Source organism: Eisenbergiella sp. OF01-20 (genome assembly GCF_003478085.1).
GTDB lineage: Bacteria > Bacillota > Clostridia > Lachnospirales > Lachnospiraceae > Eisenbergiella.
In genome coordinates this window covers 284496-309292 of sequence record NZ_QUES01000001.1, presented here as the reverse complement: position 1 = coordinate 309292, position 24797 = coordinate 284496, and the positions used below count along the sequence as shown (strand labels likewise).

Here is a 24797-nt window from a genome sequence, read left to right as displayed (position 1 = left end):
CCGGTATCCTCTGCCCTCTACGCATTGTGCATCTCTTATGATTTGCCTACCCAATGGGAGCGTATAGGGTTTACCTTGTTCCGCTGCCTGAATAATTCTAATGTGTTTAGGTTCTGTCTATAGACCGGGAGCGCTCTGTCCATTTCGATATAGTACCATAGTAATTACCATACCCCCGGCTCCGTGCTCTTTTAGCCAAGGTGTATCAGCCAATCTTTCACCTTTCACACGACTGACGGCCCTTACAACAGTTCACATATGTTAGCCATGCACATTTTTTTCTCGCAATAGGACGGTTATGGCTACCGTCTTTCTCACTTTGTCCCGCTGCTCCGCACCGTTCATTGCTTACTGGGCACTATGCGGTAGAAATACCACGAAATGGAAGTGGCAGTGCTTATTGCACAATCCAAACAGCGACTTTCAAGTCGCACACTATGGCCTCTGCTGACTTCTGCAAGTTCAGCGCTGCCTTCCAGCAGCGGTTGCCCCTTTCAGAGCATTCCTTGCAGACCTCCCTGGGTACCACACGTTTCTTTCTCTCCATCCATCTGCCACATTTATCCCCCGTGATTCCGTGCAGTTATTGGGCTTCGGCTATATCCTTTCCACTGCCGGGCGGATTCGGGGCTTACACCCGTTAGAAACGGGCGCCGCCAGGCGCACACATAAAAAAAGCAGCAAATCTTTAGGAAAGACTTACTGCTTGATGGGCCGCAAACGATGAAAGACGAATATTCAATTGCAAAAGTTTAGAAGAAATAAATAATCATGCTTTCTCTTTAAGAAACGGAAGTTGTTTTAAAGGATTAAAATTATATCCGATAAACAGGTTACCGTATAATCAGGTTTTTCTTGCTCACATGTCACCTTCCAATACTGTCCAAACCCCTGCTTTATCCAAATAGTATGAAAACCCAAACTTTTTGCCGGAACGATGTCATTGTCAATTCTATCTCCAATCATTATTGCGTTTTCAGATTTACATCCGCTACGTTCTAATGCCGTTTCAAATATCCGCTTATCTGGTTTTGCAACTCCCTCTTCGGCAGATGCAATCACTAAATCAATGTGCTGTAATATCCCATGTTTCTCTAAACGTTCTACTGTGCCAAATGGTTGGTTTGCAATAATACCAATCTTATATTTTTTCTTTATTATTTCCAAACATTGGGAGGCATTTTCATATAACACTTCGTCTTCACTATGCCATTTTGATAGGGTAACATCTAATGCCCTGGCAACTTCTAAATCACCTTTTTTATTTTGCTTATAGTAATTAATCACCATTTGATACACTTTATAATAAGATATATTTGCAGCTTCGGCAATTTCTTTAAATCTATGCTCATATGCAAATTGTTCGTTGATAATAGTTGAACCAATGTCGAAAAATACCCAGGATATATTCTCTATCATTTTTACTCCTTATCAATTTCCGAACAGCACTGTAAATCTGTTCCCGGCCAAGTAGCTGTCCGATGATACCTTATCCACCGTTATCCCAAATTCCCCGGTATGATCATTTTCGGACTTACATTTTCTTATAATTATATCAACTTATTTCCCGAAGTATTTCCTGATTTCTTCCATTTGTTCCATCTGTAGTACCTTAAAAGGGCATCTTTTATTGCAGTGTCCGCAGGCTATACAGTCAGATGCTGTCTTTTCTAATGTCAAATAATGTTCCTTTGCCAAGGTGTCTCCTAACAGCGCCAAGTCATAATATTTATTGATAAGTCCGATGTCAAGACCTGCAGGACACGGGTGACAATGCTTACAATAAACACATTTTCCAACTGACTCATCGGGTGTAAGCGTACTAATGATAGAATAGTCGCGTTCTTCCTCCGATGCATCTAGGTAAGAAAGAATTTCTTTCAGCTGCTTTACATTACCTGGACCGCCCAATACAGTCAAAACGCCCGGTTTATCAAGTGCATACTGGATACACTGTGCTGTAGTCAACGCCTGATGGAAGGGGGATTTTTTTGCATCCAGGAGCTGCCCCGCATTAAATGGTTTCATAACAGAGATGCCAACTCCCTCCTTTTCGCATCGCCCGTAAAGCTTCTGCCTTTCACCATCGCTTCCGATTGCGAAGTCTCCCTGCCCATAATCATACATTGGATTGATGGAAAACATCAGCATATCGAGAATATTCTTGTCCAGCACCCTGTTTGCAAGTTCCGGAGCGTGGGTTGAAAGACCGATATGCTTTACTACTCCCTGTGCCTTTAAGTCCATGATAAATCTAAGCACACCGTTCCTTTCATAAGTAATCAGGTCCGTCTCTTCATCAAGACAATGGATAAATCCAAAATCAATATAATCTGTTCTCAGATTTTTAAGCTGCCAGTCAATGGATTTTTTGACCGTACTCAGATTGGTTGTCCATCCATATTCGCCGGTTACATAGTTTGCCCCAAAATGCACTTGCAGCATGGCCTCTTTTCTTCGCCCCTCTAAGGCTCTCCCATATGCCGTAAAAATACTTGCGTGTCCGCCGGCCAAGTCAAAATAATTGATTCCCGCATCCAATGCAAACTGTACCATTTCGATAATCTTCTTATCAGGCTGTTCACCGATTACAGAAGCACCCATACCGATAATGCTTATTTGTTCTTCCCCGTGAGATAATTTTCGATATTTCATACAAATACCACCTTTCCGTCATATTGCCTGGATCAGCATGTTCCATACATCCTCTTTGGAAAGCACTACTGCTGCACCCTATTCTGCGAATTTCTTTGCTGCCGCAATTCCCATCCCTCCTGCTGCTCCGTTATTAAAGCAACTTTATGAGACTGCCATTGCCGCCGGAACAGAAAAAATTCATACCAAAAAAGAAGGCCCGGATGGCAAGTTGGCTTGCGAAATATAAAAAGTAGGTATTATATTCCATTTACTGTTTCAATACCAATCATGCTTTTCACCACGATCCAGCGCATTCATTTGATTCATCTCATCCTCCGACAGTTCAAAATCAAATAATTCTGTATTCTCACGAATATGATCCGGATTGCTGGAACCTGGAATAACCACTACGCCTTTCTGCAGGTTCCAACGCAGTATTACCTGTGCCGAAGATTTTCCATGTACTTCTGCAATTTGAGTTATCACCTCATCGCCAAGCAATTCCGTTGTATGTCCTCTGCCGCCAAGTGGATACCAGCCCTGCACCACAATACCTAAATCCTGAATGAATGGGATTACATCATTCTCCTGATAATAGGGATGGATTTCATTCTGAACTAGTGCCGGCACCGTATCAACCTGTGGCAGAAATTCCGTCAGTTCTTCTACATACCAGTTGGATAATCCAATAGATCGGATTTTCCCGTCCTTCACAAACTGCTCCATCGCTTTATATGCCTTTACATCATTGCCGTCAGGATGATGTAAGAGCATCATATCCACATAATCAATGTTCAGCCGATCCAAACACGACTGAACAGACTGCTCCGGGTTTTCCATCTCACTGCCCGGATAGATTTTTGTGGTAACAAAAATATCCTCACGCCTGATGATTCCTTCATCGATTGCCTCCCGGACAGCCTGGCCGACTTCCTCCTCATTTCCGTAAACAGACGCAGTATCAATAAGTCGCACGCCATTTGACAAAGCAGATTTTACAGAATCAATACACTCGTCACCGTGAAGGCTATATGTCCCCAAACCATTAATCGGCATCTCATAACCACTGTTTAACATCACTGTTTGGCTCTCAAAATCAAACTTCCGGACGTGTGAAACCATACCTTCTTTCTGAAGCAGTTCAATATCGTCAATCCACTCTGCAATCTCGCCTTTCGTAGTATCTCCTGAAAACCTTTGTCCGGCCAGCCAGTTTGCTGTCTCAGCCAAATTATGCAGATCCGTATCGCTGGTACCAATTCCACTGCTATGGGAAGTGCAGAATGGAACAATCATTTTCCCCGAAAAATCATAGCTTTCCAAAAAGGTACTAATAATTCTCGGAGCCTGCCCATGCCAAATCGGATAGCCAATCAGTACAATATCATATTGCCCCATATTTTCAACGCTGCTGGAAATTGCAGGCCGTATGGAAGCATCGGCTTGCTCTTTGTCTGCCCGTCCATTTGTATAATAAGCCAGGTCTTGTTCACTATAAGGTTCTTCTGGTGTAATTTTATACAGATCCGCCCCTAAAATAGCAGACACATACTGTGCTAATTGCTCCGTAGTACCTGAACAGGAGAAATAAACTGTTAACACTTTACGATCCTCCTCTGTCTCAAATTGGTCACTGATGATTTCCCCCTCCGTCTTATCTTGACTGTCATAAAATTCCGCTTCTGAAAATGATTCGTCAGAGTTTGCAGACTGCCCATAAGAATTTACATCACAAGCAGTTAATGTTATTACCATAGTAGCGGTAAGAAAAAAAGCTAATATTTGTTTTAACATGGCTTTCACCTCCTATTGCAGGCTCGTTGCTTCTCAACTACTTTGTTACAGATTTACCTATGATACTACTTCTTCCCATCCACGAATTTATCTGATAAAATTCGTCGTATAGGTTCTTTCCGCCTGTGGCAGCTCTACATGATCTGCATCCCCTAAATCCTGACGCACCTCTTCCGGTGTCGTGCCGTGAACCATGTTCCAATAAGTAGAACCAGGTACGGCCATCTGTGCAATCGTCAGATACTTGTTCAGCGCCTCCAATGCTGCCGTCGTCCCGCCCCTTCGGGCCGACGCAACTGCGGCTTCCGGCTTATGTTCAAATAAATCTGTCCGGGCGTAAAACATCCGGTCAAGCACTGATTGAATACATCCGCCGGGATGCCCGTAAGATACAGGCGTTTCAAATACAAAGCCGTCCGCTGTTTCAGTTCTCGCCAGCCATTTATTGACTATCCGCTTATTTCAGATATTCCATGAAGAATGTCTGGATTTTATCAAATGGAATGGCATCTTTTCCGCCACCATCGTACAGGTCCGTATGAACGGCATCCGGAATCATCAGCAATTCCTTATTATACGTGTAAAGGTTATCCTTTACCATAGCCGCATACGCATCACGGCTGAAATAGCAGGAATGGGCCTTCTCCCCATGAATTACCAATACAGCGCTGCGGATTTCATTACTGTACCGTAAAATCGGCTGGTTCATAAATGACATACATCCAATCTGATTCCATCCTCCGTTGGAATTTAAGGAGCGTTTATGATATCCGCGCCCGGTTTTGTAATAGTCGTGATAATCTGTCACGAAAAAAGGGGCATCATTGGGGAGCGGGTCAACAACACCGCCGCCCAGAGCATAGCTGTCATTTTCATAATCGGCAGTCCGCCTCGCATTCATGGCCGCTTTTTTCGTATATCTGGCATCAGCAGAATCCACCGCATCAAAATAACCGTTAGCATTGACACGGGACATATCATACATCGTGGAGGCTACTGTCACCTTAATACGGGTATCCAATGCAGCTGCATTCAGAGCCAGACCGCCCCATCCGCAGATACCAATAATGCCGATTTTTTCCGGGTCAACATTGTCCTGAACAGAAAGGAAATCTACCGCCGCCTGATAATCTTCGGTGTTAATGTCCGGTGAAGCCATATACCGGGGTTCCCCGCCGCTTTCACCAGTATAGGAGGGGTCAAATGCAATCGTGAGAAAACCGCGCTCTGCCATGGTCTGAGCATACAGGCCAGCCGCCTGTTCCTTAACCGCGCCAAATGGTCCGCATACCGCAATCGCCGCCAGTTCCCCAAATGCCGCTTTAGGTTCATAGAGATCTGCCGCCAGTGTAATACCGTAACGGTTATGGAACGTCACCTTGCGATGGTTCACCTTTTCACTTAGAGGAAATGTTTTGTCCCATTCGTTTGTTAATTTAAGTTTCCTCATTTTATATTCTCATCCTTTCTCTACTTGTTGTGTCTTTATTATACTTTCTTGATTTTTGAGCTGCTAATGGCTATACTTTATATCATGATATGAAATTTATGAATATCATTAAAAGGAGCAGAGATATGGAACTTAGAACCATGAGATATTTTCTTGCAGTTGCAAGAGAAGAAAATATGACAAGGGCAGCAGAACTGCTTCACGTTACCCAGCCTACACTTTCCAAGCAGCTAAAAACCCTGGAAGATGAGCTTGGAAAAAAACTGTTCACACGGCACAGTTTTAGTATCCAACTAACAGAAGAAGGAATTTTGCTGCGAAAACGGGCTGCGGATTTGATCAAATTGGCTGACAAAATCACGGAAGAATTTCAGACCTTAGATGACGTTTTAGGCGGGGATATTTACTTTGGCCTGGCAGAATCTTATCAAATCAGACATCTTGCTTCTGTTATCCGAAAATTCAAAGAGGCATACCCGGACTTGCATTACCATATCACCAGCGGCGACACAGAACAGGTCACAGAAAAACTTGACAAAGGAATAATTGATTTTGCGGTACTGGTACAGGAACCCAACCAGGCAAAATACCACTATTTAGCATTTCCCGGCGTTGATTTGTGGGGTATTGTCATGCCTGCGGATTGTCCGCTGGCAGCAAAAGAGGCCATCTGTGTCGATGACCTCATTGGGCTTCCCTTGTTTTGTTCCGAACAAAGTTGGAACTATGACATTCCTAAATGGTGTGGCAACCGTATGGATAAACTGCACCTTGAAGGATCGTTCCGTTTATCTTATAATGGTTCACTCTTTGTTAAAGAAAGGCTTGGCTACCTTTTAACATTCCAGCATCTCATTGACACGCATCCCGATACAGGCCTTGTTTTCCGCCCTCTTACGCCTAAGCTCGAATCAAACATATACCTGATATGGAAAAAGTACCAGGTTTTCACCCCGATAGCAGAACTTTTCCTGAAAAGGCTCCGTGAGAACTTCAACAATGTTTTGAATTAACTTTTCAGACAACATTAAGTATTTGCGCTACCATCATAGCTTTTTCTGGCAAACCGGGCAAAAGCAGCTGCTGCGCCCACCTATGGTTATTTTTTCTATTATCGTCCCGCAATCTCCGCAATGCTGACCAAGACGGCCGTAAACACGCAAATATGGAATATTGCGGTATTCCTTTCCCTTACCTGCAAGGTATTCCTCAGGAGTCATTTTATTGACATCAACGCCCCAGGCAATGACTTCCTTTATTTTTGCAGATAGCCTGTTCCAGTCGGAATCTTCCAAATCCGTACACTTCGTTTCCGGATAAATTCCTGCAGCAAATAGTATTTCATCAGAGTAAATATTCCCGATACCGGCCACAATGGACTGGTCATGCAACATCTCTTTAATTGTTTTTTTTCTTTTGGCAAGTTTATATTTCAGATAGGATGGGGTAAGCGCATCATCTAAAGGCTCTGTTCCCAGCTTATCCTGCCCTGTGAGAGTATCAGCTTCATCGGATTTCAGATACCAAAACCGGCCAAAACGGCGCACATCTATGTAGCGGATCTGCATCTCGTCAGATAAAGTTACAAGTAGATGCGTATGCTTTTCAACCGGCATATCCTGCGGCATTACAAGCAGCTGTCCCGTCATCCTCAGGTGGAGCGCAAGACTGTCCCCATTATCAAAATGAATGGTAAGATATTTTCCTCTGCGGCTCATACTCCTAATTGTCTGCTTTGTAAGCAATTCTGCAAAGATATTTTCATCGGGATAAGCAATAACCTGCTTGTTCAAAATTTCAACATCTGTAATTTGCTTATCTTTAAGCTGTGGCTCAAGGATTCTTCTGATTACTTCAACTTCAGGCATTTCTGGCATTTCATTAACCACCTTTCCTTGCAGTTTTTTTGATTTCTTCATGGTAGAAATAATTTACAATAACAGGCGGGGCATCAAACGGATTTTTCATACTGTCATCAGCACGCACATATTCCAGCCTGTTTTCTTCCGCATAGGAACGGATACTACGATCCAGGGTTTCCCAATAAAACCGGCTGCCATTCCGATAGATTTCATCATATAACGAAATCAGGTCAGGATGTCTTTCTTTGATGTATTCCATTATGGCTGACTTATAGCTGCCGCGAAGATTCAGGTTTTCCAGCCACACCAGATTGCATTGATTCTTTACTCTGTCAATGATAGCCGGAACATCTGTAATACCCGGAAAAATAGGTGATATAAAACAGGTGGTTCTTATACCCGCTTCATAAACCTGTTTCATCGCAGACAATCTTCTTTGAATACTGACCGCCTTGTCCATATCGTCCTTAAAGGCTTCATCAAGTGTATTGATACTGAACCCAACTCTTGCATCCGGAAAGGTTTTTATCAAATCAAGATCCCGAAGAACCAAATCGGATTTGGTCTGTATGCTTAACGTAATCCCGCTGCCTTGCAGCTGCTCCAGTAATGTGCGGGTACGCAGGCAAATTTCTTCCTGCGGATTGTAGGGGTCTGTAACAGAGCCAAAGAACAGTTCCTTGCCAGCATATTTCTGCGGATTTTTGATTGCAGGCCATATCTTTACGTCTAAAAAATCGCCCCAAGGCTCCGTGTGATTGGTAAAGCGCTTCATAAAACTTGCATAACAATATTTGCAGGCGTGAGTACAACCTACATAGGGATTAACGGAATAATCACTGACGGGAAGATTAGACTTGGTCAGCACATTTTTTGTTTCGATTTGTTTAATAATAAGCTGCTCCATTTTACCATTTCCCCATATACATTTGCTTTTCCGGATATGTATCGTACTGCTCCAGAATACTTTTTATGGCTTCAAAATCCACTTCCTTATTTGTAAATTCTCTGCTGGTTTTTCTTTTATTGATAACTTCATTAAATTCCATCGCCATTACCACCGATTTATATGAATTCTATTTTTATCAAACTCTGCTTCTTCCGGATAATAGGCTGTTTCACTTGGATGTCCGACACCAATGATACAAGGGAGAGCGTATCCTCTTTTACAGCCTATTAACTGATAAATACTTCTGTCGGGGCCAATGTGCCGGCTTCAATCATGGATTCAATACACGAGAATTCAACTTCTTTATCAGAAAATTCTCTGGTGATTCTTCTTTTCTTGATGGCCTCAAATAATTCCATTCCGTTTCCCTCTTTTCTCTTTTACAAATCCAATTCTTGCTGTCCGAAGGTGATACCGCCTTTTAGATAGGTCTTTTGCATTCCTTCCTGAACGGTATCCGTTTCCTTTAAATGCCCTAAAAGAAGCGGGGAATCCGGATCATGGTACTTGTAATTCTCAAATGCTTTTTTGGGATTCTTGTTTGCGTAGCAGTATTTACAGCCGTTCAGACAGGTATCGTATGCACCGATATCACGGCTGTCGATACAATGGCAGCCTTGACGCATTCCTTTGTGTTTTAAGTCCCTAAACACAATACCGTTTGCACCACCAAGAATATCAAGTGTCATACACCCGGAAGAATGTATCCCGTATTGCGAATATTCACCGTTTGTTCCGCAGGTCTGAATATATAAACCATATTTTGCGGCTGTCTCTCCGAAACCTTTTGCCAGGACAGCCCTGTCCGTATCTGTAAGCGGTATCAGCTCCGGCATATTGGTTTCCAGCTTTTTATACATCTCTACAAAGCTGAAAATGCAACGATCAACGAAAGGAGCAAGCTCCTTTGCCATCTTCTCAAAGGTATCCAGATGTGTTTGAATCGTATATTTTCCTGTCAGCAGCACAGGGTCATACCGCCATGCAACACGTTGTTTTCCAACAATGGCCGATAGCTTTTTCAGCGTTTCCATACTTTTTTTTATGGTCGGCACACCGGGTTCCATGTCCTTACCATAAGCGGTTATGGTGTAGTGAAAATAGGTGTTGAATTTGCTTGTAACGCCCCTCAGTTCATTTAGTATCGGCTCATAATTTTTAGAGCAGAATACAACACAATCTACCTTATCCGGGGTTAGTTCATAGTGAGTAACCTTGTTTGGGAACAAAGGATTGCGCGAAAGCACATAGCCTTCTTTAAATCGTTTTAAAAGCCATTTTGTATAATATTGAACAGTGTCTGTTCTGCCGCCTGTGTTAAGTATCATGTTTCATCCCCGCTTCCATTGATTAAATCCGTCAAGTTTTTTGTAAATCTCCTTGACAGGCTGATTAGCTGCTCCTGTTCCTCCGGTGTGAACATGGACATTGCAGTATCCTCCGAATGCGTGATGTGTGTAACCGGTACCTTCGCATAGGCCCGTCCTTTATCAGTCATTGCCACAAGTTTATTTCTCCCGTTATCCGGGTCTTCGCAAACAGTAATGTACCCATCATTTAAAAGATTTTTAATAATCAAATTCACTGTCTGTTTTGATTGAAATGTTTTCTGACAAATATCCCGCTGTGTCATGCCAGTTTTGGCATAATAGAGAACATTCAGAACGAGCAGGGTTTTCATAAGCATTCCATTCTTTTTGGCGTACTCATCATAGAGGGCAAACTGCTCATCACGAAACTTACAATACAGATATGCGTTCCGTTTATCGTTTTTTGTCATATTCATTTTCCTTCGGTAAATTTATTTACAGTCAATTTATTTACTATAGTAATTATAGATGTTTCTGGTCATATTGTCAATTGTTTCTTAAGCTCAAAGCAAAAGGATCCAGCACGTCATTTTTCTAAATCTTTCCTCTTTAATTACGGAATAGTTGGAATATGTCTCTCCCTTTCATCCCTATAGAATTATCCAATTTGTTTTCAGGAACTTCTGTTTCCTGATACTCCTTTTATCCCATACTCTGTATAATCGATTCCCTTATCCAGAGCAGTTCTGCTTGTTTACGCCAGCCAGGTTCTGCCTTCACCTGTATCCGCACACAGTCAAGCGCAAACTGTCTGGCAAGCTTGTACTCCCGGCTCCACCATTTATTATTCCCGGGTCTCCTCCCTCTGGCAATGGCGGACTCGTCTGATTCGTATTTTTCAGGAATTATTTCAGCTGCTGCTTCCTCTCCCAGCTCCGCCACGGTATCGTCAGGTACTGCCGGCTCTGTAAAATCAACTTCAAATGAAATATAGTGACTGCCCAGCTTCAGTTCTTCGGCAATCACCATATTGTTAATACTCTTAAATTTAGGCAGCTGTGATAATGGAGACAAAGGGGGTACCTCATTCCGATACATCAAAAGTATTTCGTTCTGGTATTTTCCCCATGCCTGATATAAGGCATCCACCCTGCTGTCCTTTGCCAGCTCATCCATGATGTTATCAATCAGGTTCTTTATATCCCGTTTGAGATATCCGTACACCTTTTTGCCGCCGGTATTCTGCAGGCGTTCTGACAGCCGTATCATCATCTGCTCTATCTCTGGGCTGGCCAGTGTGCCGGATTGCAACGTCTCCATCAGATCCCTTATAACATCAGCGGCACCTGCTTTTAACTCCTCACTGGCCTGGTTCTGTTCTTCATATATATGTGCGAAGTCCTGCCGGAATATATCGTGTGCCAGTTCGGAACGCATGGCCTCAATGGATTTTTCAGTGAGATATCCGTCATTGTCCTTAGCGGAATAAACCATCAAGTGCACATGGGGATAATGCCCCTCATTGTGGTACTGCTAACCCAGCTACCATTCTATCAACCTATTTTAACTGAGCAACTGCTAAACCTACCATGTCCTATAGCTCCTTTCACCTATTTTAACGTAGCAACTGCTAAATATACCTTGTTCTATAGCTCCTTTCACCTATTTTAACATAGCAACTACTAAACATACCATGTTCTATAGCACATTTCACCTATTTTAACCGAGCAACTGCTAAACCTACCATGTCCTATAGCTCCTTTCACCTATTTTAACGTAGCAACTGCTAAACATACCATGTTCTATAGCCCTTTTCACCTATTTTAACCGAGCAACTGCTAAACATACCATGTTCTATAACCCTTTTCACCTATTTTAACCGAGCAACTGCTAGGTTAAAATAGGTGAAAAGAGCTATAGAACATGGTATGTTTAGCGACTGCTAGGTTAAAATAGGTGAAAAGGTCTATAGATTACATTATTTTTAGCAACTGCTATGTTAAAATAGGTGAAAAGGGTTATAGATTACAGTATTTTTAGCAACGCCGCATACCAACGCAGACTGGCACTGTCGATTTTCATTTCCCGGCAGAGCATGGCACGTTTGGAACGGAGCAGCGCCATCCATTGTTCCCCGCGGTCATAGCCCGGCCGGCCTGCATCTGTGAATAACCCATGCCCTCCTATCCGTTCCACGCGGGGGCGGTTTGCAATGTAGTCTATATAATTTTTCTTTTTCAAAGTCAATCCATGTTCTGTTCCAGCACACAGGAAATAAACGCAGAAGCATTCCCCATGGTAGGCTTCTGACAGAAATCTTTATACTCTAATAATTCATTAGCCTTTGTAATATCCTGAAGCAGCTGTTTGATGAGTCTTTTCTGACTTTTTGAAGCGGATAAATGGCTTTTGCTTTCGTCTATCTTGTCTACCCCTTCCCTGGTGCTGATGTAACGGACATAGTTTTCCAGATGGGCTGGTGGTGTGTCCTTCGTGTAACTGGAAGTAAAAATGATTTTGGCCATCTGTTTTCCCCCTTCAAAATGAAAAGCACCAACCATTTCTGATTGATGCTGAAGACAGTTCAATTAGGTTATGTTACTTTTCCATAACCTTTTTTACTTCATAGTGATAAGCTTCCTTATCTATGCAAAAAACAGGATCCCCATTTTCATAAAAGGCATCATTTCTCATACCCACTTTTTGCATGACTCTATAGGATGCATAATTGTCTTTGGAACAGCCGCCATAAATTACATCATACTCCATACCCTCAAAAGCATATTTTAGTAATTCTATAACGCATTGTGTTGCATAACCCCTATTTCGGAATTCCTTATCTATATTATAAAATAAAACCGTCTTTCCTGGTTCTGCTTCCCCATCTAATCCACACCATCCTATTATCTTTTTTGGGTTCTTCTTTTGAAATACAGCAAGGCATAAGTGGCAGATTGCCTTCGGGCGGTTTTTATTATGAGTCTGTTCCATATATTTTAACGCCTGATAAGCATCTTCTATTGTCACTTCATTGGGGCAGTCCCACATCCTTGCAATTTCTTCAATATCACCCTCTGTAACGGTCCTTAATATAATTTCATCAATAAATATCTCCATTTTCTTCTCACCTCCGTTTCTACGAACCTTTCTATAATCTATTTTCGCCACTTGTGTTATGAGCAGTTTTCCTGTTTTTGCCTAATTTCAGGTTGCTGCAATCCCAAAAATATATATGATGCAAATAGTCCTTATTCCCTAATGTGTAATTATACACTTCCTGGCTTTTGATGAAGCCAAGCTTTTCAGAAACTGCAATGGATTTTTCATTGCCAAAATATATATGCGCATAGATCTGCTTTAACATCATTTTCTCCATTCCATATCCTATTATTTCCTTCAAAGCTTCTTGCATATATCCATTTCCCCAAAATTCTTCCTGCAAGTCATACCCTATCTCAATCGTTCCTTCCTCTTTATTAAAACAGTGAAAACCGCAAGTTCCCATTTTTCGTTTATCTGTCTTTCTCACTAAAATCCAACGGTAAAGTCCTTCATACTCGGGGTGGGTGTAGGTCTGAATAAGATATGCTTTTTAAAATCATCCGTTCTGTAATTAAGTTTTTGCCCATTTCTTCCCATTTTTCTTTCTATTGTTCATTCTGTTAATGCCGTTCAAAGCACCTCGTTAGAAACTGGCTTCCAATCATAATCATTTTATATCTGTTCAACTGGAAGTTGCTCTCTGCTACAGTATTTCTAATAATTCATACAAACTACTAATGTTCTCATCTTTCTTATTTGTACGTTGTATCTGAACAAATTTACAATTAGCATTAGAAGCTGTTTTTCTGTCTTTTTCTTCATCACCAACAAAAACCAACTCTGTAATCGGAATGTCAAATTTTTCAGCTATCATTTGAAGTCCTTTACAATTTGGCTTCCTATATCCTGCAACAGAAGAGGAAATATAATAATCGAAAAAGCCAAGCAATTTTGATATGTCCCTTTTAAAAATTTCATCAGGCATTGCATTGGGTAAATCAGTAAGCGTTGCTATCACATAACCATTTTCCTTTAGTTTTTGTAATACATCCAAAGTGTCCGAATATATTTCAACCTCTAACTTTAATCCTTCCCAAAAAATATCTATACAACTTTGCACCGGAATATCGATGTGCCAATGCTCTAATATCTTAGTAAAAATAAAAACTGCTGAATATTCAATTTCCCTATAATGTATTCTGGGATTGAATTCCTTTAACATTTAAAGTGATTCTTTAACGGCTTCTTTAGAAATACTGCTGTTGGATTTTTGAATAATTGAATCAAATCCCTGACAATAATAATCTACCCACGAAACAGGCATCCCTGCATACTGCATTAACGTCCCGCCCAAATCAAAAACTACAACTTTCAAAAAATTTCCCACCTCCAACTTCTAATCTTCACAGCTTCACAGCTCTGCAAACCGGAAGTTGTATCGCAGTTCCTTATTCACTAAAATATTGTTCTAATGCCCAATTTTGCATTTCAACAAACATTTTTCCTTTTATTTTGTCATATTCAATCCACAAAAAAAAGTGGTCTTTTTCTACAGGAACAGATACTTTTGAAAGCAATTCACCAACATAATAGGTCTGAATTGGATGAAAATATCCTATTGTTTGATGGACACAATATGCTTCCGCAGAGCACACCTTATTTTTTACAGAAACGTCACATCCAACTTCTTCAATACATTCTCTTTTTACACATTCATTATGGTTTTCTCCACTTTTCAAGCCTCCACCCACTAAGAAAAATCCTTTTGGTGTTTGAACTATACCAACTTGATTATCATGAATAAGAATTAGATATGCACCTTTTCTAGTAACATATTTAACATTTTCTTTTATTCCAAATATTTTGTGCATTTAATTTTCCCATCAAAATCTATCATCGTACCTTTCTATAACTTCAAATTTGCGAATTTAGCCACGATTTCATAGTTTGATATACCATCTTTCTATCTTGTTCCTTAATCTGTTCTTTCTTTTTTAAGGCATAATGGTGACCAAATTCATTGTCATTGTAAATATTTCCATTAATTACTAAAGAATTTCTATACCTTGGTCTAACATGAATATGGACATGTGGATTAGGTACAGAATCTTTAAAGAAGCTATTCATCAGGCAACTCCAGTTACAAAAATCAGCACCTAAGGTTATTTTTAAACATGTCTCTAAATGTTTGATAAGATACCTAAGTTCTTTCCACTCATCTTCTGTTAGTTCCGCTATAGAACCACAATGCCTTTTCAAAACTAAAATCGAGCGTCCAACATAGTCTTGCTCATCTGCCAAAAAAACAAACCAATATTCACTGTCAAATAGTAAATATTGCCTGTCTTCTTCATTTAGATTACACCAACTACATTCTATCATCATATCCCTCCAACATCCGATTTATCTAAATGTCCACCCTCCTTGGCTCATAGTTTATCTACAGATACCTTTCCGCTCACAGTCCTGTTTTTCAACCTCACTACCTTCGTTTTCTACAAACTCTGTCATGATGCTCACAAGTATATCTTCCCGCAGCACGAGTTTTGCCTTCAATACATAGTAGTAGTATTCCCGGTATTCCTCCGGGGTACCTTTTCTATGGATACGGTACAGACTCTTAGGATCCAACCTCTTAAGATAGTCATTTACCGTCTCCCAGTAGGGCAGCTCCGGGAGCTCCGGCCTTCCACACAGCTATCCGATATTTTCGATCATAGTATCCGAATTGAATTCCTGACTTGTATTTCTCATGCTGCTGATGTAAAATATAGAGGAGAGGATGCGTGCCATCAGTAAGACATGGCTCTCGTAAGTGATATACCTCTGGCCGCGAGGATCCTCCAGTCTCTTTAACAGGGACAGGAGCCCGGAGAAATAGTGATGGATCACCTTTACCAGTTCACATGCCAGATGAAACTGAGCCAGGTGTTCCCGCGTATCTTTTCTGGTGATCTTTGCTTTTGTTTTCATGATAAAAACCTCCTTTCTTTATGCGGTTGCGAAGAAATAATTCTTTGGTCAGTTTTATTATCTCGCAATCCCACGTAAAGTGGGAGGTTTTTTATTTTAATTTTTTAATTGTCAGAGCTGAGTGTGAGTTATAGGTGTTCCTTGCAGGAGATTTTCACCACCTCCATTTTAAAGACCCGGACGGCATCCAACATAGAATCCGAAAACTCCCATTCTTCTTTTCCTGTATTATGCAGCATAATTGCCCGCAAAGCCGTCTTCTTCTCCTCTTCCGCCTCCACGAAGTCCACATGCCCCGTTCCGATAATGCTCAGGAAACCTGCGGAATACTGGCAGGCGGTTTCTCCCTCATGAAGGCGGTAATTGGTATCCAGCTCAAATCCGGCGGTATGTGTCCTGGATATCAAATCCAGCTTACGCCCTTCTTTCGCGCTGTGGAAATAGAAGATACGCTTGCCGTCTTCTTCCGCATATCCAAAATTCATGGGAACAATATAAACCTCGCCTTCCTCATAAAAGCCCAACCGGCAGCAATGGCTGGCAGCGATCACTTTACTTATTTTTCCATAATCCGTCACTTCCCTGTCTTTTCTCCTCATCTGTGTTTCTCCTTCCCGGTACCATATCTTTTTCTATTTTAAAGGGGATACTACAAGGATGCAAGCCCTGTTTGTCAAAATACAAGTGTTCAGTACTGGAAACAAACAGCTAAGGGAGCACCCTAACAGCCGGAAGTATCTGTTTTGGTTATATCTATCTGCCTGTTGAATATCCCATGCTAAAAAGCCTTCCTCCGTTCAGAAAAAAAGAGGCCCGCCGCTGCATAAATTACAGCGATAGGCCCCGCCCTCATTCTCCGATTTGGTATACAAACTCCCTGTCATAATCACCACGGAACCAATAACCCAGCTTTCCGCTGTCCTGGGAATATACCATGGACCACTGTGTAGTCCATTCCCCTTCCATCTGCGATACATCCACAAGCGCCTTCTTCACCTGCTGCCATGTGAGTATCCCTTCCCTCTCTGCGTACACCGAACACAGGCTTTCATAACGTTTCTGTGATCCTTCTCCCCCTGCCGAGCTGTCATTGCCCGCCAGGTTAAAATTAGTGGCATAGGGAGATGTTATGGGAAGCATTTCTCCGTCCACAAATTCCAGCACCACCGAAGTCCCCGAGGCATCGGAGATAGCCAGGTGATGGCTGATTCCGCCGGAAGCATAGATATCATACTGTCCAAGAAGTGCCACCGCTTCCTCCACGGTAGCCGCACGATTTAAAATAAGCCGGGTTGCGGCAGTAATGGTTAAATCCGTTTTATCGGTATCTGTTGTTTCCATACCCCCTTCATTGACTTCCAGATCCGCAACGCACAAACCGGCTTCATTTACCCCGTCCATAGGAACGTAAAGTGCTGCGATTGCCAGCATTTTATTCATCATATTGTCTGGCTTTACTTCTATACTTCCCGTAATATTCTGGAAATCGCAGGTCGCTATGGATGCATAGCCCTCTTCCGGGATACATTTCACTATAATCGGTACCGAACCGTTCCAATCGAAATTCCTTCCCCAGACATGCTCTCCCTTTTCATTCACTGCTGAAATCACGCTGCAGGCCGGTCCGCTTTCCTCTACCCCCACCGGATAAAACCCTTTCGAGATGTAGTCCGTTAAAAAGGCTCCCACCTCCTGATCCGAAGAAGCACCTCCCTTTTCCAGAAATTCGTCAAAATGATACTCCCCCTTTACTTCCATATAATACAGAGGAATTTCCCCGTCCTCCACCCGTATGTTGCGGATGATACCCAGCTCCTCCCGAAAGAGGAACCCGGCTCCCCCTGCTGCAAGAAGCAGCAACAGCAGGGCGACACCAACCCCTGTCAGCAATCGGTTACTTTTCCGTTTCTTTTCGTTTTGCATGACTTTCTTCTCCCGCCTGTTCCGGCCTTACACACCGCCGTTATTTTTACATCCAGGCCAGTATAGCGCAGTCATTTTCCCGCCGCAACACGGCGGACAGCAGGATGCGGTAACTGCACGGTAAGCTGCAAAAAAAGGACGGCAAGCTGCCGTCCCCAAAACCGGTTAAGAATGATATTTTTTTTTCAGGCTGTCATTTAACCTATCGGCGGTTTTCTTATCCTGGCGGTACCCAACCGCAAGTACTATTGCATAAACGCCTAATATCAGCAGGACAAAGACAGCAACCTCCAAAGGCTTGTCTATGTTTACCCAGTCCCATTTCCAGGCAAAGCCCAAAACAATAGCAAGCACTAAAGGGATATGGATACAGAAACGTACCGCCATCTGTTTTTTGCCCAGCTCCTTTCGGGACGCAAAAACAAGAAAAGATACATCACAAAGCAGTGCAACAAGAAAAATCCCCCCGATATCACCGGGAGTCAGAACCGTATCCGGATAAAGCAGCAGGCAGGTTAGGTACATAGCCATAGTCACACCCGTTGTTATTACAAAAAAAGACTGAAACATCGCTTTCAGCAAATCTTTTATCTGCATTTTCCTTCCCTCCTAGATTCCCAGCCGCTTTTTTAAGCCGCTCACATACTGCCTTGATATAATAATCCGCTCACCATTATCCAGAACTGCTTCAAACCTGCCGTTTAAGGCGGGGCTGAGAGATCTTATTTTGCTCAGGTTCAACATTACGGATTTGGATACCCGCAGCAAATCACTGCCTGCCAGACACTCTTCCAGCTCATAAAGCTTCTGTTTCAATTCATAAACCTCATCCCTGCAGTAAAGAAAGGTCTTATTTTCCATAACTTCTATATAGTAGGCTTCTGCAGGAGGTATACGGTGAATCCGGTTTCCATCATATGCCACAAGACCATCCTGCGTTTTCAGCAGAGCAAGCACGCGGAGAAGCTCCGGTGACATTTCACGGCATCTGAATATAACCTGATCCTCCTCCTGATCGCCTGGCTCCTCAATAACGATTTTCACCGGTTTCCCTCCTAGTTTTACGTCAATTACACTAAAATCTCCCTATAAACCCGCAATACATTCCCCGAAAGGATCTTATCTATCTGGGCAGATGTAAATCCGGCCTTACCAAAAGCATCCACCAGCAGCGGCATACAGGAAGCGTCCGGCAGTTCATCATGTGTCCGGATGCCGTCAAAATCGGTTCCCAGGCCCAGGCAGTCCGTACCTCCCACATTGACAATATGCTTCGCATGCTCCACAATAGCAGCGATGGATCCATAAGTAGCTTCTCCTTCCGGCACATCCGTCAAAAAAGCCGGACAGAAATTCAGGCCGGTTACGCCGCCCCGCTCCGCCAGCATACGGATCATATCATCCGTCAGATTGCGCGCCCAGGAACAGACGGCTCTTGCATTGGAATGGCTCGCCACGAAGGGTTTCTTCGTCACCCGCAGCACATCCATAAAGCCGGCATCAGACAAATGAGAAACATCCACAATCATCCCCAGCCGTTCCATTTCCTGCACAAAAGCGACACCGGTTTCCGTCAGCCCCTGCACCGTGTTGGCTTTCCGGAAATCCGGACGGAAGGTTTGGGGATCCACACCCTCTCCGGGCATTTCCAGATTAGGCCAGCCCAGCTCATTGGGGAAATTCCAGGTAAGTGTGAGCATCCGTACTCCCAATCGGTACAAGGTGCGCAGAAAAGCCGGATTTCCCTTGCACACGCCGCCCTCTTCCACTGTCAGCATGGCGGACAAAAGTCCATCTTTCCTGTTTTTCTCAATATCGGCATAGGAGTATACGGGACGGATGCAGTCTTTATTTCTATCCAGTTCCTCATAGTAAACATCTGCAAGCTCCAGGACTTCTTCCAAAGGATTGTCACAGCTGCCCAGATGAACAAATAAAGCAAAATTCTGAAGCAGGTAATCTGCCTTTTTCATTTTTTCCAGATCAATATGTAACCGGTTCGAACGCAGCGTATTCTCTTGTATTCCGGCGGCATCCCCTTTTCTCCTTATCTCGAGCAATTCTGAAATGGTGTCACAATGCATATCCGCAATCTTCATTTTTATTTCCTTCCTTTTTACGTAGTTCCCTATTGCTTTGATGGAAGGAAAAGGGCAGCAGCCCCGAAGCTGTTCCGCCCTTTTCCTCTTTCTGATTCCTCTATTCCTCTTTTTCTCCGGCCGCAGGTTCTGAACCGCCGTTTCCGTCCTCCCGCTCCGCCGTTCCGGCACCGCCGTCCTCTTCCGCTGCTTTTCCGGCCTCACAGACCTCTTCCGAATTATCCTCTGTCTCCTCTTCCTTTTCATCTGCAGCATTTTCTTCCAACCAGGCAGTTCCGTCCGGCCCTACCATAAAAGCTTTTACTCCCTTTTTCGCCATGATCTGTGTGCCCGCTACCAAAAGAATTCCGGCGATTAAAGTAAAGATGGCGATGAACTGGGAGGTGGAAAGGCTTCCCACATTTCCCCTTTCCAAATCGCCGCGGTAAAACTCCAGAATAAACCGGCCGATGCTGTAAAAGATCAGATAAAAACCGCCAACCTGGCCTTCCGCTTTTTTCTTCTTTGCTATAGTAATCAGGATAAAAAAGTTCAGGAAGTTCAGAACACTGGAAATTTCCTGGGTAGGTATAAGTGACACTCCATTGGGGGCAAAATCAGAGTGTGAAAAGGTTATGCCGAAAGCACTGCTGGTCTCCCGTCCGTAACAGCAGCCTGCCAGGAAACAGCCGATACGGCCGAAGCCCTGGGCAAGAGCAACGGAAGGCACCGCCAGATCGAAATAAGACATAAAATTCACTTTCTTATGCCTGCAGTACAGGTATCCGCCCAGGATACCGCCTATCAGGCCTCCATACACCACCCATCCATTCTGAAGCGAATGAAGGATATATGCCGGATCAGCAATGATCTTATCAATAACGGTAATACAGAACAGGATTTTAGAGCCGAGGTAACCAAAGATAAGGCACCAGATGACCAGACCGAAAATCTTATCCGGATCCAGCTTCAGCTTCTTCGCCCTGCTCTCAGCAGTGAGGTAAGCAGCAATAATACCGATTCCTATCATCAGTCCATAGCCGTAGATGGTAAACGGTCCGATGGAAAACAGTTCGTTCTTCATATACTTATTCCTTTCCCTGTGCAGAATATACGTTGTGCCAACGGCTTTTTCCGCCTGCCGGACCGGGCCGGGGCATAGAAAGCTTATCTGCTATTCTACCATTCTTCCCCCACCAGCGCAACCCCGCATCTTTTGTCGGGGGACGCCAGACTTTTTTATCTACACCCTCTATTCTCTTACAAAGCAATAAAAATAACTGCCGCGCCCAGCATAATCTGTATAATAGCGAAACGGAAAACGGTCTGGGTATTGGACCATTCCCATACCTTTCTCGCCTGATCATGAAGGGGTGTCCTCACTTTCGTCAAAATCCTTATTTTCAGGAAACGCAGCAGGAAAACCTTAACCAGGCCAAGCCCGCCGTCCAGAATGAGTACCAGAGCCACAGGGATATACAGAAACGGGCTTCCCGTCTTTAATACCGCGATACTGATAAACAGCCCCATAGCCCGGGAACCTGCATCCCCCATCATCAGCCTGCTGGGGGTGGCATTATACCATAAATATCCCAGGATGCAGACACAGAACAAAAGAATCAGATAGGAAAAGCTGTCCCCCCTGCTCTGCAGCAGGTCCACAAGATAAATGATCATCAGCGTTATAATTGTGAGTGTCCCCGACAGACCATCCACGCCGTCGGAACAGTTCGTCACATTGATGGAAACCCAGACAAGCACCACCGCAAGAATTCCGAATAATACCGGCGGAATGGTAAACGAGCCGCCTGTAAGAAGTACGGTCACCTCATTGGAATTAAAGTTCAGGAAAGTAACTGCCACCATCACCGCGATCAGCAAATCCAAAAACCCTTTTTTATATTCCCCCCAGGGTGTTTTCGCACAGTCGTCCAGGAACCCGGTAATCATGGCTGCTCCTGTGAGAATCAGGTAAATTATCATCTCACGTCCCACTTGTCCGAAAAGCAGGGCTGCCGCAATAAAAACCAGGACAAATAAAAATCCGGCTCCTCTCGGTTTACCGGCAGACTTTTTTCCGTCCACTGCATATTCCCTTCCCTGATCCCTGGGCAGCATTCCCATTCCTTTCCCCATCACAAGACAGGTTGCCGCAAAGGCAAATAAGATACCAATAAATGCTGTGGTCTTGATTCCGGCTTCCCCGGCGATAAAATTTATCATCTGTTATTTGTTACCTTTCTGAAAAGATTGAATGTTCCAGCCATTCTTACATATTCTATCATTAACATGTCCAAAATGGAATGATATATTTCAATAAATTCTTGTCTTTTACCCTTTTCAAATCCGGGGAAAAAGGCTACAATAATAATGTTAAAGGAGGTATGCCTGTTATGAAAATCGACATGCATTGCCATGTAAAAGAAGGCTCTATAGACAGCAGAGTCTCCATGGAGGAATATATACAGCTGCTGCAGTCAAGAGGCTTCGGGGGGATGGTTATCACTGACCATGATACCTACAACGGCTACCGCTATTGGAAGAAAAACCTGAAGGATAAAAAATATACTGATTTCAAGGTTTTCAAGGGTATTGAGTACGATACCCTGGGTGCCGGACATATTCTGGTGATTGTTCCGGAAACCATAAAGCTCCGTATTCTGGAGCTGCGCGGCCTGCCTCTTAATATCCTGATTTCCATTATCCACTCTTACGGCGGTATTCTCGGCCCTGCCCATCCCTGCGGAGAAAAATACATGAGTTTCCGCAATACCAGAACCTATCGCCGGGATCCTAAAATCGTGGAACAATTTGATTTTGTAGAGGTTTTCAATGCCTGCGAAGATGAAGAGTCCAATGCCACCGCCTGCCGTCTTGCCGCGAAATACCATAAGCCGGGCATAGGCGGCAGTGATGCCCATAAAATGGATTGTGTGGGCCTGGCCTACACGGAGGTGCCTGATACGGTGCAGACGGAAACCGACCTGATCAACTGCATTAAGGCGCAGGAGGTCGTGGGCTGCGGCGGTACGCTTTACCGCAGGACAACCAAGGAAAAAATCGGAAAGGTAAATACCGTCCTGGTATACTCCTTCTGGTTCTACAATAAATTTTTCACCCTGGTTAAAACCCATAAACGGAACCGCAAGCTGAGAGCTGAATATTCGGATCGGGAGGCTCAAATCTGACGATCCGCAGTCAGATCCCATATAAACTGAATACAGAGAAAACGGATGGCGCCTTTTCCGTGCCATTCGTATATACAGCCGGAAAGAGCAGATAAGGGGGATCACCCTTTTTCTCTGCTCTTTCTGCTTTCCCCGGGCCCGCGATTCTTTCTCACAAACCGGAATACTCCCTGGGGAAGCTCAAATACACAGACAATCCCCAGTACGATGGCTATCGCCGCCTTAACCGCGGCAAACCCCGCCTCCCCGGCCTCCGTAAGCTGATCGGTAACCATGTAAAAGGCGGACCAGTAAATCCCCGCCCCCGGCACCAAAGGGATAATTCCGGAAATCAGGAAAATCGTAACCGGGCATTTTTCCCTCACCGCTCCCATCCGGGAAAGAAAGATGACCAGTACCGTGGCAAAAAAAGTAGCTTCCGCCGCACTCAGCAGCGGCTCCAGAATGCAGTAAAGCAGCCATCCCGCCCCGCCGATAAAGCCGCAGTAAAGATAGTATTTGCGTGGAACGCCGAAAAGAAGGGCAAAGGCAACCGTTCCCAATGCGGCAGCAAAGACCTGTGTCACAATCATAGCAGCATTCCTCCTGTAAGCCGGTGGTACACCGTAATGACCGCGCCGACGCCTACCGCAATACATAAAAATACCAGAATGGCATCCAGCATCCTGACGGAGCCTGCAATGTAATCGCCGTCTGCTATATCCCTTATCCCGTTGGTGAAAGCAATTCCCGGAACAAGAGGGATTATGGCGCCGATGATCATGTGGTTCAGGGCGTCTCCAAGATGGATCCGGTACATAAAAATGCACAGCAGGGTTACCAGCGCTCCGCCCCCGATATTCCCGATGATTTTCGACATTCTGGGCTGGCTCAGTTCCAGCACATAAATATACAGAAGAAAACCCGCAATGAATGCGCCGAGACAGTCCCTGTAGCTACCGCCGAACATCAGGCAGAAACAGGCGCTTCCCACCGCAGATGCCAGGACCTGCATCCGCTTGGTTTTACGGGGCATATTTTCTATCTGTTTTAATTGTTCCCGCACTTCCTCTATCGTATAACGGCCTTCCACAATTTCTCTGGAAAGCTGGTTCACCGCCGCCACTCTGTCCAGCTGTGCCCCCCGCACAGGGATATGGCGGACCTGGGCATAAAAGGATTCCTTTTCATTCCCCGCAGTGATAAAGATACCATTGCTTAATATAAACGCGCTTTCAGATTCCACACCGTAATGACGGCACATCCGGGTTATCGTTTCTTCCACACGGAAAATTTCCGCCCCGTTCTGAAGCAATATATTTCCCGCCTGCATGGCACACTCTAACACCTGGCTCCGCCCGGTATCGTCCGCCTGCAAACGGTCCAATGAGGATTCCATTCCTGTCTCTTCCATCGTTCCTCCGCTTCCGCTACATTTGCTTTCTCACTATCCGGTATTCATCCTCCAGCTGGAAATAAGGACAATTATCAAACGATGCACTTAAAAAACGTACCATCTCATCCTCATCCAGATCCATATCACATATGTAGCAGTCGTAATCCTCCTCGTATTTATAGTTTACACAGCACTCGCAATTCCCTGATGCCATCG

General features: G+C 43.8%; 33 protein-coding genes and 1 pseudogene. 2 read left to right on the top strand and 32 right to left on the bottom strand.

Annotated features, from left to right (window positions below):
* Positions 1-801 precede the first annotated feature (801 nt).
* The 5 genes from DXA36_RS01455 to DXA36_RS01435 all read right to left on the bottom strand — a co-directional run bounded on the left by DXA36_RS01455 (position 802) and on the right by DXA36_RS01435 (position 5881).
* Positions 802-1419, bottom strand: coding sequence for an HAD family hydrolase (locus DXA36_RS01455; protein WP_118675892.1), 618 nt, complete (start codon positions 1417-1419; stop codon positions 802-804).
* Between the two features lie 141 nt (positions 1420-1560).
* Positions 1561-2655: an aldo/keto reductase gene (locus DXA36_RS01450; RefSeq protein ID WP_118675891.1), complete on the bottom strand. Its 1095-nt coding sequence runs from the start codon at positions 2653-2655 to the stop codon at positions 1561-1563.
* Between the two features lie 258 nt (positions 2656-2913).
* Entirely contained in the window at positions 2914-4431 is a 1518-nt protein-coding gene (locus DXA36_RS01445; protein ID WP_243114542.1) for an aldo/keto reductase, read from the bottom strand.
* Between the two features lie 87 nt (positions 4432-4518).
* Complete coding sequence (locus tag DXA36_RS01440; RefSeq protein ID WP_118675890.1) at positions 4519-4884, bottom strand: flavodoxin family protein; 366 nt, start codon at positions 4882-4884, stop codon at positions 4519-4521.
* A 4-nt stretch (positions 4885-4888) separates the two neighbouring features.
* Complete coding sequence (locus tag DXA36_RS01435; RefSeq protein ID WP_118675889.1) at positions 4889-5881, bottom strand: alpha/beta hydrolase; 993 nt, start codon at positions 5879-5881, stop codon at positions 4889-4891.
* A gap of 125 nt (positions 5882-6006) precedes the next feature.
* On the opposite strand from DXA36_RS01435, the gene DXA36_RS01430 reads away from it, so the two are divergent.
* The gene (locus tag DXA36_RS01430) at positions 6007-6894 is read left to right on the top strand and encodes a LysR family transcriptional regulator (protein WP_118675888.1); all 888 of its coding nucleotides are present in this window, start codon (positions 6007-6009) and stop codon (positions 6892-6894) included.
* A 33-nt stretch (positions 6895-6927) separates the two neighbouring features.
* Here DXA36_RS01430 and mutM read toward each other — a convergent pair whose 3' ends face one another.
* The 24 genes and pseudogenes from mutM to DXA36_RS01335 all read right to left on the bottom strand — a co-directional run bounded on the left by mutM (position 6928) and on the right by DXA36_RS01335 (position 22241).
* Positions 6928-7800, bottom strand: a complete 873-nt coding sequence (mutM, locus tag DXA36_RS01425) for a bifunctional DNA-formamidopyrimidine glycosylase/DNA-(apurinic or apyrimidinic site) lyase (RefSeq protein ID WP_243114541.1) — start codon at positions 7798-7800, stop codon at positions 6928-6930.
* Entirely contained in the window at positions 7763-8650 is an 888-nt protein-coding gene (locus DXA36_RS01420; RefSeq protein WP_118675886.1) for a radical SAM mobile pair protein B, read from the bottom strand. Before DXA36_RS01420 ends, mutM begins: the two co-directional genes overlap by 38 nt.
* A 1-nt stretch (position 8651) precedes the next feature.
* The gene (locus DXA36_RS32820; protein WP_182478871.1) at positions 8652-8792 is read right to left on the bottom strand and encodes a hypothetical protein; all 141 of its coding nucleotides are present in this window, start codon (positions 8790-8792) and stop codon (positions 8652-8654) included.
* 127 nt (positions 8793-8919) lie between these two features.
* Positions 8920-9051 carry a hypothetical protein gene (locus tag DXA36_RS33820; protein ID WP_279221533.1) on the bottom strand — a complete coding sequence of 44 codons (132 nt, stop codon included), beginning with the start codon at positions 9049-9051 and terminating at the stop codon, positions 8920-8922.
* A gap of 21 nt (positions 9052-9072) precedes the next feature.
* Positions 9073-10020 (bottom strand): DUF1848 domain-containing protein, encoded by a 948-nt coding sequence (locus DXA36_RS01415; RefSeq protein ID WP_118675885.1) that lies wholly within the window; start codon positions 10018-10020, stop codon positions 9073-9075.
* Positions 10017-10472 (bottom strand): MarR family winged helix-turn-helix transcriptional regulator, encoded by a 456-nt coding sequence (locus tag DXA36_RS01410; protein WP_118675884.1) that lies wholly within the window; start codon positions 10470-10472, stop codon positions 10017-10019. The genes DXA36_RS01415 and DXA36_RS01410 overlap by 4 nt, the downstream gene beginning before the upstream one ends.
* Before the next feature lie 232 nt (positions 10473-10704).
* Positions 10705-11520, bottom strand: a pseudogene (gene mobP3 / locus DXA36_RS32815) (MobP3 family relaxase); the annotation flags it as partial.
* 507 nt (positions 11521-12027) lie between these two features.
* The gene (locus DXA36_RS34370) at positions 12028-12243 is read right to left on the bottom strand and encodes a hypothetical protein (protein WP_182478870.1); all 216 of its coding nucleotides are present in this window, start codon (positions 12241-12243) and stop codon (positions 12028-12030) included.
* A 2-nt stretch (positions 12244-12245) separates the two neighbouring features.
* On the bottom strand, positions 12246-12527 hold the full coding sequence (locus DXA36_RS34365) for a hypothetical protein (RefSeq protein WP_182478869.1): 282 nt from the start codon (positions 12525-12527) through the stop codon (positions 12246-12248).
* Between the two features lie 73 nt (positions 12528-12600).
* Positions 12601-13119, bottom strand: coding sequence for a GNAT family N-acetyltransferase (locus tag DXA36_RS01395; RefSeq protein ID WP_118675883.1), 519 nt, complete (start codon positions 13117-13119; stop codon positions 12601-12603).
* Positions 13120-13150: 31 nt separating this feature from the next.
* Positions 13151-13582 carry a GNAT family N-acetyltransferase gene (locus DXA36_RS01390; RefSeq protein WP_118675882.1) on the bottom strand — a complete coding sequence of 144 codons (432 nt, stop codon included), beginning with the start codon at positions 13580-13582 and terminating at the stop codon, positions 13151-13153.
* A 165-nt stretch (positions 13583-13747) separates the two neighbouring features.
* Positions 13748-14266: an HAD family hydrolase gene (locus tag DXA36_RS01385; RefSeq protein ID WP_118675881.1), complete on the bottom strand. Its 519-nt coding sequence runs from the start codon at positions 14264-14266 to the stop codon at positions 13748-13750.
* Positions 14267-14419: a hypothetical protein gene (locus DXA36_RS32800; RefSeq protein WP_182478867.1), complete on the bottom strand. Its 153-nt coding sequence runs from the start codon at positions 14417-14419 to the stop codon at positions 14267-14269.
* Positions 14420-14492: 73 nt separating this feature from the next.
* On the bottom strand, positions 14493-14915 hold the full coding sequence (locus tag DXA36_RS01380) for an NUDIX domain-containing protein (RefSeq protein WP_118675880.1): 423 nt from the start codon (positions 14913-14915) through the stop codon (positions 14493-14495).
* Positions 14916-14958: 43 nt separating this feature from the next.
* On the bottom strand, positions 14959-15429 hold the full coding sequence (locus DXA36_RS01375; RefSeq protein WP_243114540.1) for an HIT family protein: 471 nt from the start codon (positions 15427-15429) through the stop codon (positions 14959-14961).
* A 51-nt stretch (positions 15430-15480) separates the two neighbouring features.
* The gene (locus tag DXA36_RS33415; protein WP_243114539.1) at positions 15481-15675 is read right to left on the bottom strand and encodes a hypothetical protein; all 195 of its coding nucleotides are present in this window, start codon (positions 15673-15675) and stop codon (positions 15481-15483) included.
* 66 nt (positions 15676-15741) lie between these two features.
* Positions 15742-16017: a hypothetical protein gene (locus DXA36_RS33410; RefSeq protein WP_243114538.1), complete on the bottom strand. Its 276-nt coding sequence runs from the start codon at positions 16015-16017 to the stop codon at positions 15742-15744.
* A gap of 128 nt (positions 16018-16145) precedes the next feature.
* Positions 16146-16616 carry a pyridoxamine 5'-phosphate oxidase family protein gene (locus DXA36_RS01365; RefSeq protein WP_118675878.1) on the bottom strand — a complete coding sequence of 157 codons (471 nt, stop codon included), beginning with the start codon at positions 16614-16616 and terminating at the stop codon, positions 16146-16148.
* Positions 16617-16866: 250 nt separating this feature from the next.
* Entirely contained in the window at positions 16867-17940 is a 1074-nt protein-coding gene (locus tag DXA36_RS01360) for a linear amide C-N hydrolase (RefSeq protein WP_118675877.1), read from the bottom strand.
* A gap of 165 nt (positions 17941-18105) precedes the next feature.
* On the bottom strand, positions 18106-18537 hold the full coding sequence (locus tag DXA36_RS01355) for a DUF3021 domain-containing protein (RefSeq protein WP_118675876.1): 432 nt from the start codon (positions 18535-18537) through the stop codon (positions 18106-18108).
* A 12-nt stretch (positions 18538-18549) separates the two neighbouring features.
* On the bottom strand, positions 18550-18984 hold the full coding sequence (locus tag DXA36_RS01350; RefSeq protein ID WP_118675875.1) for a LytTR family DNA-binding domain-containing protein: 435 nt from the start codon (positions 18982-18984) through the stop codon (positions 18550-18552).
* Between the two features lie 26 nt (positions 18985-19010).
* Positions 19011-20039 carry a dipeptidase gene (locus DXA36_RS01345; protein ID WP_118676399.1) on the bottom strand — a complete coding sequence of 343 codons (1029 nt, stop codon included), beginning with the start codon at positions 20037-20039 and terminating at the stop codon, positions 19011-19013.
* Between the two features lie 100 nt (positions 20040-20139).
* Positions 20140-21102: a prolipoprotein diacylglyceryl transferase gene (locus DXA36_RS01340; RefSeq protein ID WP_118675874.1), complete on the bottom strand. Its 963-nt coding sequence runs from the start codon at positions 21100-21102 to the stop codon at positions 20140-20142.
* Between the two features lie 176 nt (positions 21103-21278).
* Positions 21279-22241 carry a phospho-N-acetylmuramoyl-pentapeptide-transferase gene (locus DXA36_RS01335; RefSeq protein WP_118675873.1) on the bottom strand — a complete coding sequence of 321 codons (963 nt, stop codon included), beginning with the start codon at positions 22239-22241 and terminating at the stop codon, positions 21279-21281.
* Between the two features lie 170 nt (positions 22242-22411).
* Here DXA36_RS01335 and DXA36_RS01330 point away from each other — a divergent pair, with 170 nt between their 5' ends.
* Positions 22412-23206 carry a PHP-associated domain-containing protein gene (locus DXA36_RS01330; protein WP_118676397.1) on the top strand — a complete coding sequence of 265 codons (795 nt, stop codon included), beginning with the start codon at positions 22412-22414 and terminating at the stop codon, positions 23204-23206.
* A gap of 101 nt (positions 23207-23307) precedes the next feature.
* Here the strand turns inward: DXA36_RS01330 and DXA36_RS01325 are convergent, their stop codons facing one another.
* Genes DXA36_RS01325 through DXA36_RS01315 form a run of 3 tightly spaced genes read right to left on the bottom strand, consistent with a single transcriptional unit; the run spans position 23308 to position 24795 of the window.
* Positions 23308-23775: a threonine/serine exporter family protein gene (locus DXA36_RS01325; RefSeq protein WP_182478909.1), complete on the bottom strand. Its 468-nt coding sequence runs from the start codon at positions 23773-23775 to the stop codon at positions 23308-23310.
* Positions 23775-24599 (bottom strand): threonine/serine ThrE exporter family protein, encoded by an 825-nt coding sequence (locus tag DXA36_RS01320; protein ID WP_243114537.1) that lies wholly within the window; start codon positions 24597-24599, stop codon positions 23775-23777. The genes DXA36_RS01325 and DXA36_RS01320 overlap by 1 nt, the downstream gene beginning before the upstream one ends.
* A 16-nt stretch (positions 24600-24615) precedes the next feature.
* The gene (locus DXA36_RS01315) at positions 24616-24795 is read right to left on the bottom strand and encodes a DUF6472 family protein (protein WP_118675871.1); all 180 of its coding nucleotides are present in this window, start codon (positions 24793-24795) and stop codon (positions 24616-24618) included.
* Positions 24796-24797 lie beyond the last annotated feature (2 nt).

What these genes read in the sequence shown, in the direction of transcription:
- DXA36_RS01360 (WP_118675877.1), bottom strand. Translation starts at nt 17,940, where the DNA reads ATGCAAAACGAAAAGAAACGGAAAAGTAACCGATTGCTGACAGGGGTT.
- DXA36_RS01320 (WP_243114537.1), bottom strand. Translation starts at nt 24,599, where the DNA reads ATGGAAGAGACAGGAATGGAATCCTCATTGGACCGTTTGCAGGCGGAC.
- mutM (WP_243114541.1), bottom strand. Translation starts at nt 7,800, where the DNA reads ATGAAGAAATCAAAAAAACTGCAAGGAAAGGTGGTTAATGAAATGCCA.
- DXA36_RS01455 (WP_118675892.1), bottom strand. Translation starts at nt 1,419, where the DNA reads ATGATAGAGAATATATCCTGGGTATTTTTCGACATTGGTTCAACTATT.
- DXA36_RS01380 (WP_118675880.1), bottom strand. Translation starts at nt 14,915, where the DNA reads ATGCACAAAATATTTGGAATAAAAGAAAATGTTAAATATGTTACTAGA.
- DXA36_RS01395 (WP_118675883.1), bottom strand. Translation starts at nt 13,119, where the DNA reads ATGGAGATATTTATTGATGAAATTATATTAAGGACCGTTACAGAGGGT.
- DXA36_RS01335 (WP_118675873.1), bottom strand. Translation starts at nt 22,241, where the DNA reads ATGATAAATTTTATCGCCGGGGAAGCCGGAATCAAGACCACAGCATTT.
- DXA36_RS01375 (WP_243114540.1), bottom strand. Translation starts at nt 15,429, where the DNA reads ATGATGATAGAATGTAGTTGGTGTAATCTAAATGAAGAAGACAGGCAA.
- DXA36_RS01330 (WP_118676397.1), top strand. Translation starts at nt 22,412, where the DNA reads ATGAAAATCGACATGCATTGCCATGTAAAAGAAGGCTCTATAGACAGC.
- DXA36_RS01420 (WP_118675886.1), bottom strand. Translation starts at nt 8,650, where the DNA reads ATGGAGCAGCTTATTATTAAACAAATCGAAACAAAAAATGTGCTGACC.
- DXA36_RS01315 (WP_118675871.1), bottom strand. Translation starts at nt 24,795, where the DNA reads ATGGCATCAGGGAATTGCGAGTGCTGTGTAAACTATAAATACGAGGAG.
- DXA36_RS01415 (WP_118675885.1), bottom strand. Translation starts at nt 10,020, where the DNA reads ATGATACTTAACACAGGCGGCAGAACAGACACTGTTCAATATTATACA.
- DXA36_RS32820 (WP_182478871.1), bottom strand. Translation starts at nt 8,792, where the DNA reads ATGGAATTTAATGAAGTTATCAATAAAAGAAAAACCAGCAGAGAATTT.
- DXA36_RS01410 (WP_118675884.1), bottom strand. Translation starts at nt 10,472, where the DNA reads ATGACAAAAAACGATAAACGGAACGCATATCTGTATTGTAAGTTTCGT.
- DXA36_RS01355 (WP_118675876.1), bottom strand. Translation starts at nt 18,537, where the DNA reads ATGCAGATAAAAGATTTGCTGAAAGCGATGTTTCAGTCTTTTTTTGTA.
- DXA36_RS01345 (WP_118676399.1), bottom strand. Translation starts at nt 20,039, where the DNA reads ATGAAGATTGCGGATATGCATTGTGACACCATTTCAGAATTGCTCGAG.
- DXA36_RS01430 (WP_118675888.1), top strand. Translation starts at nt 6,007, where the DNA reads ATGGAACTTAGAACCATGAGATATTTTCTTGCAGTTGCAAGAGAAGAA.
- DXA36_RS01385 (WP_118675881.1), bottom strand. Translation starts at nt 14,266, where the DNA reads ATGTTAAAGGAATTCAATCCCAGAATACATTATAGGGAAATTGAATAT.
- DXA36_RS01340 (WP_118675874.1), bottom strand. Translation starts at nt 21,102, where the DNA reads ATGAAGAACGAACTGTTTTCCATCGGACCGTTTACCATCTACGGCTAT.
- DXA36_RS01435 (WP_118675889.1), bottom strand. Translation starts at nt 5,881, where the DNA reads ATGAGGAAACTTAAATTAACAAACGAATGGGACAAAACATTTCCTCTA.
- DXA36_RS01365 (WP_118675878.1), bottom strand. Translation starts at nt 16,616, where the DNA reads ATGAGGAGAAAAGACAGGGAAGTGACGGATTATGGAAAAATAAGTAAA.
- DXA36_RS01445 (WP_243114542.1), bottom strand. Translation starts at nt 4,431, where the DNA reads ATGTTAAAACAAATATTAGCTTTTTTTCTTACCGCTACTATGGTAATA.
- DXA36_RS33820 (WP_279221533.1), bottom strand. Translation starts at nt 9,051, where the DNA reads ATGGAATTATTTGAGGCCATCAAGAAAAGAAGAATCACCAGAGAATTT.
- DXA36_RS01450 (WP_118675891.1), bottom strand. Translation starts at nt 2,655, where the DNA reads ATGAAATATCGAAAATTATCTCACGGGGAAGAACAAATAAGCATTATC.
- DXA36_RS34365 (WP_182478869.1), bottom strand. Translation starts at nt 12,527, where the DNA reads ATGGCCAAAATCATTTTTACTTCCAGTTACACGAAGGACACACCACCA.
- DXA36_RS33410 (WP_243114538.1), bottom strand. Translation starts at nt 16,017, where the DNA reads ATGAAAACAAAAGCAAAGATCACCAGAAAAGATACGCGGGAACACCTG.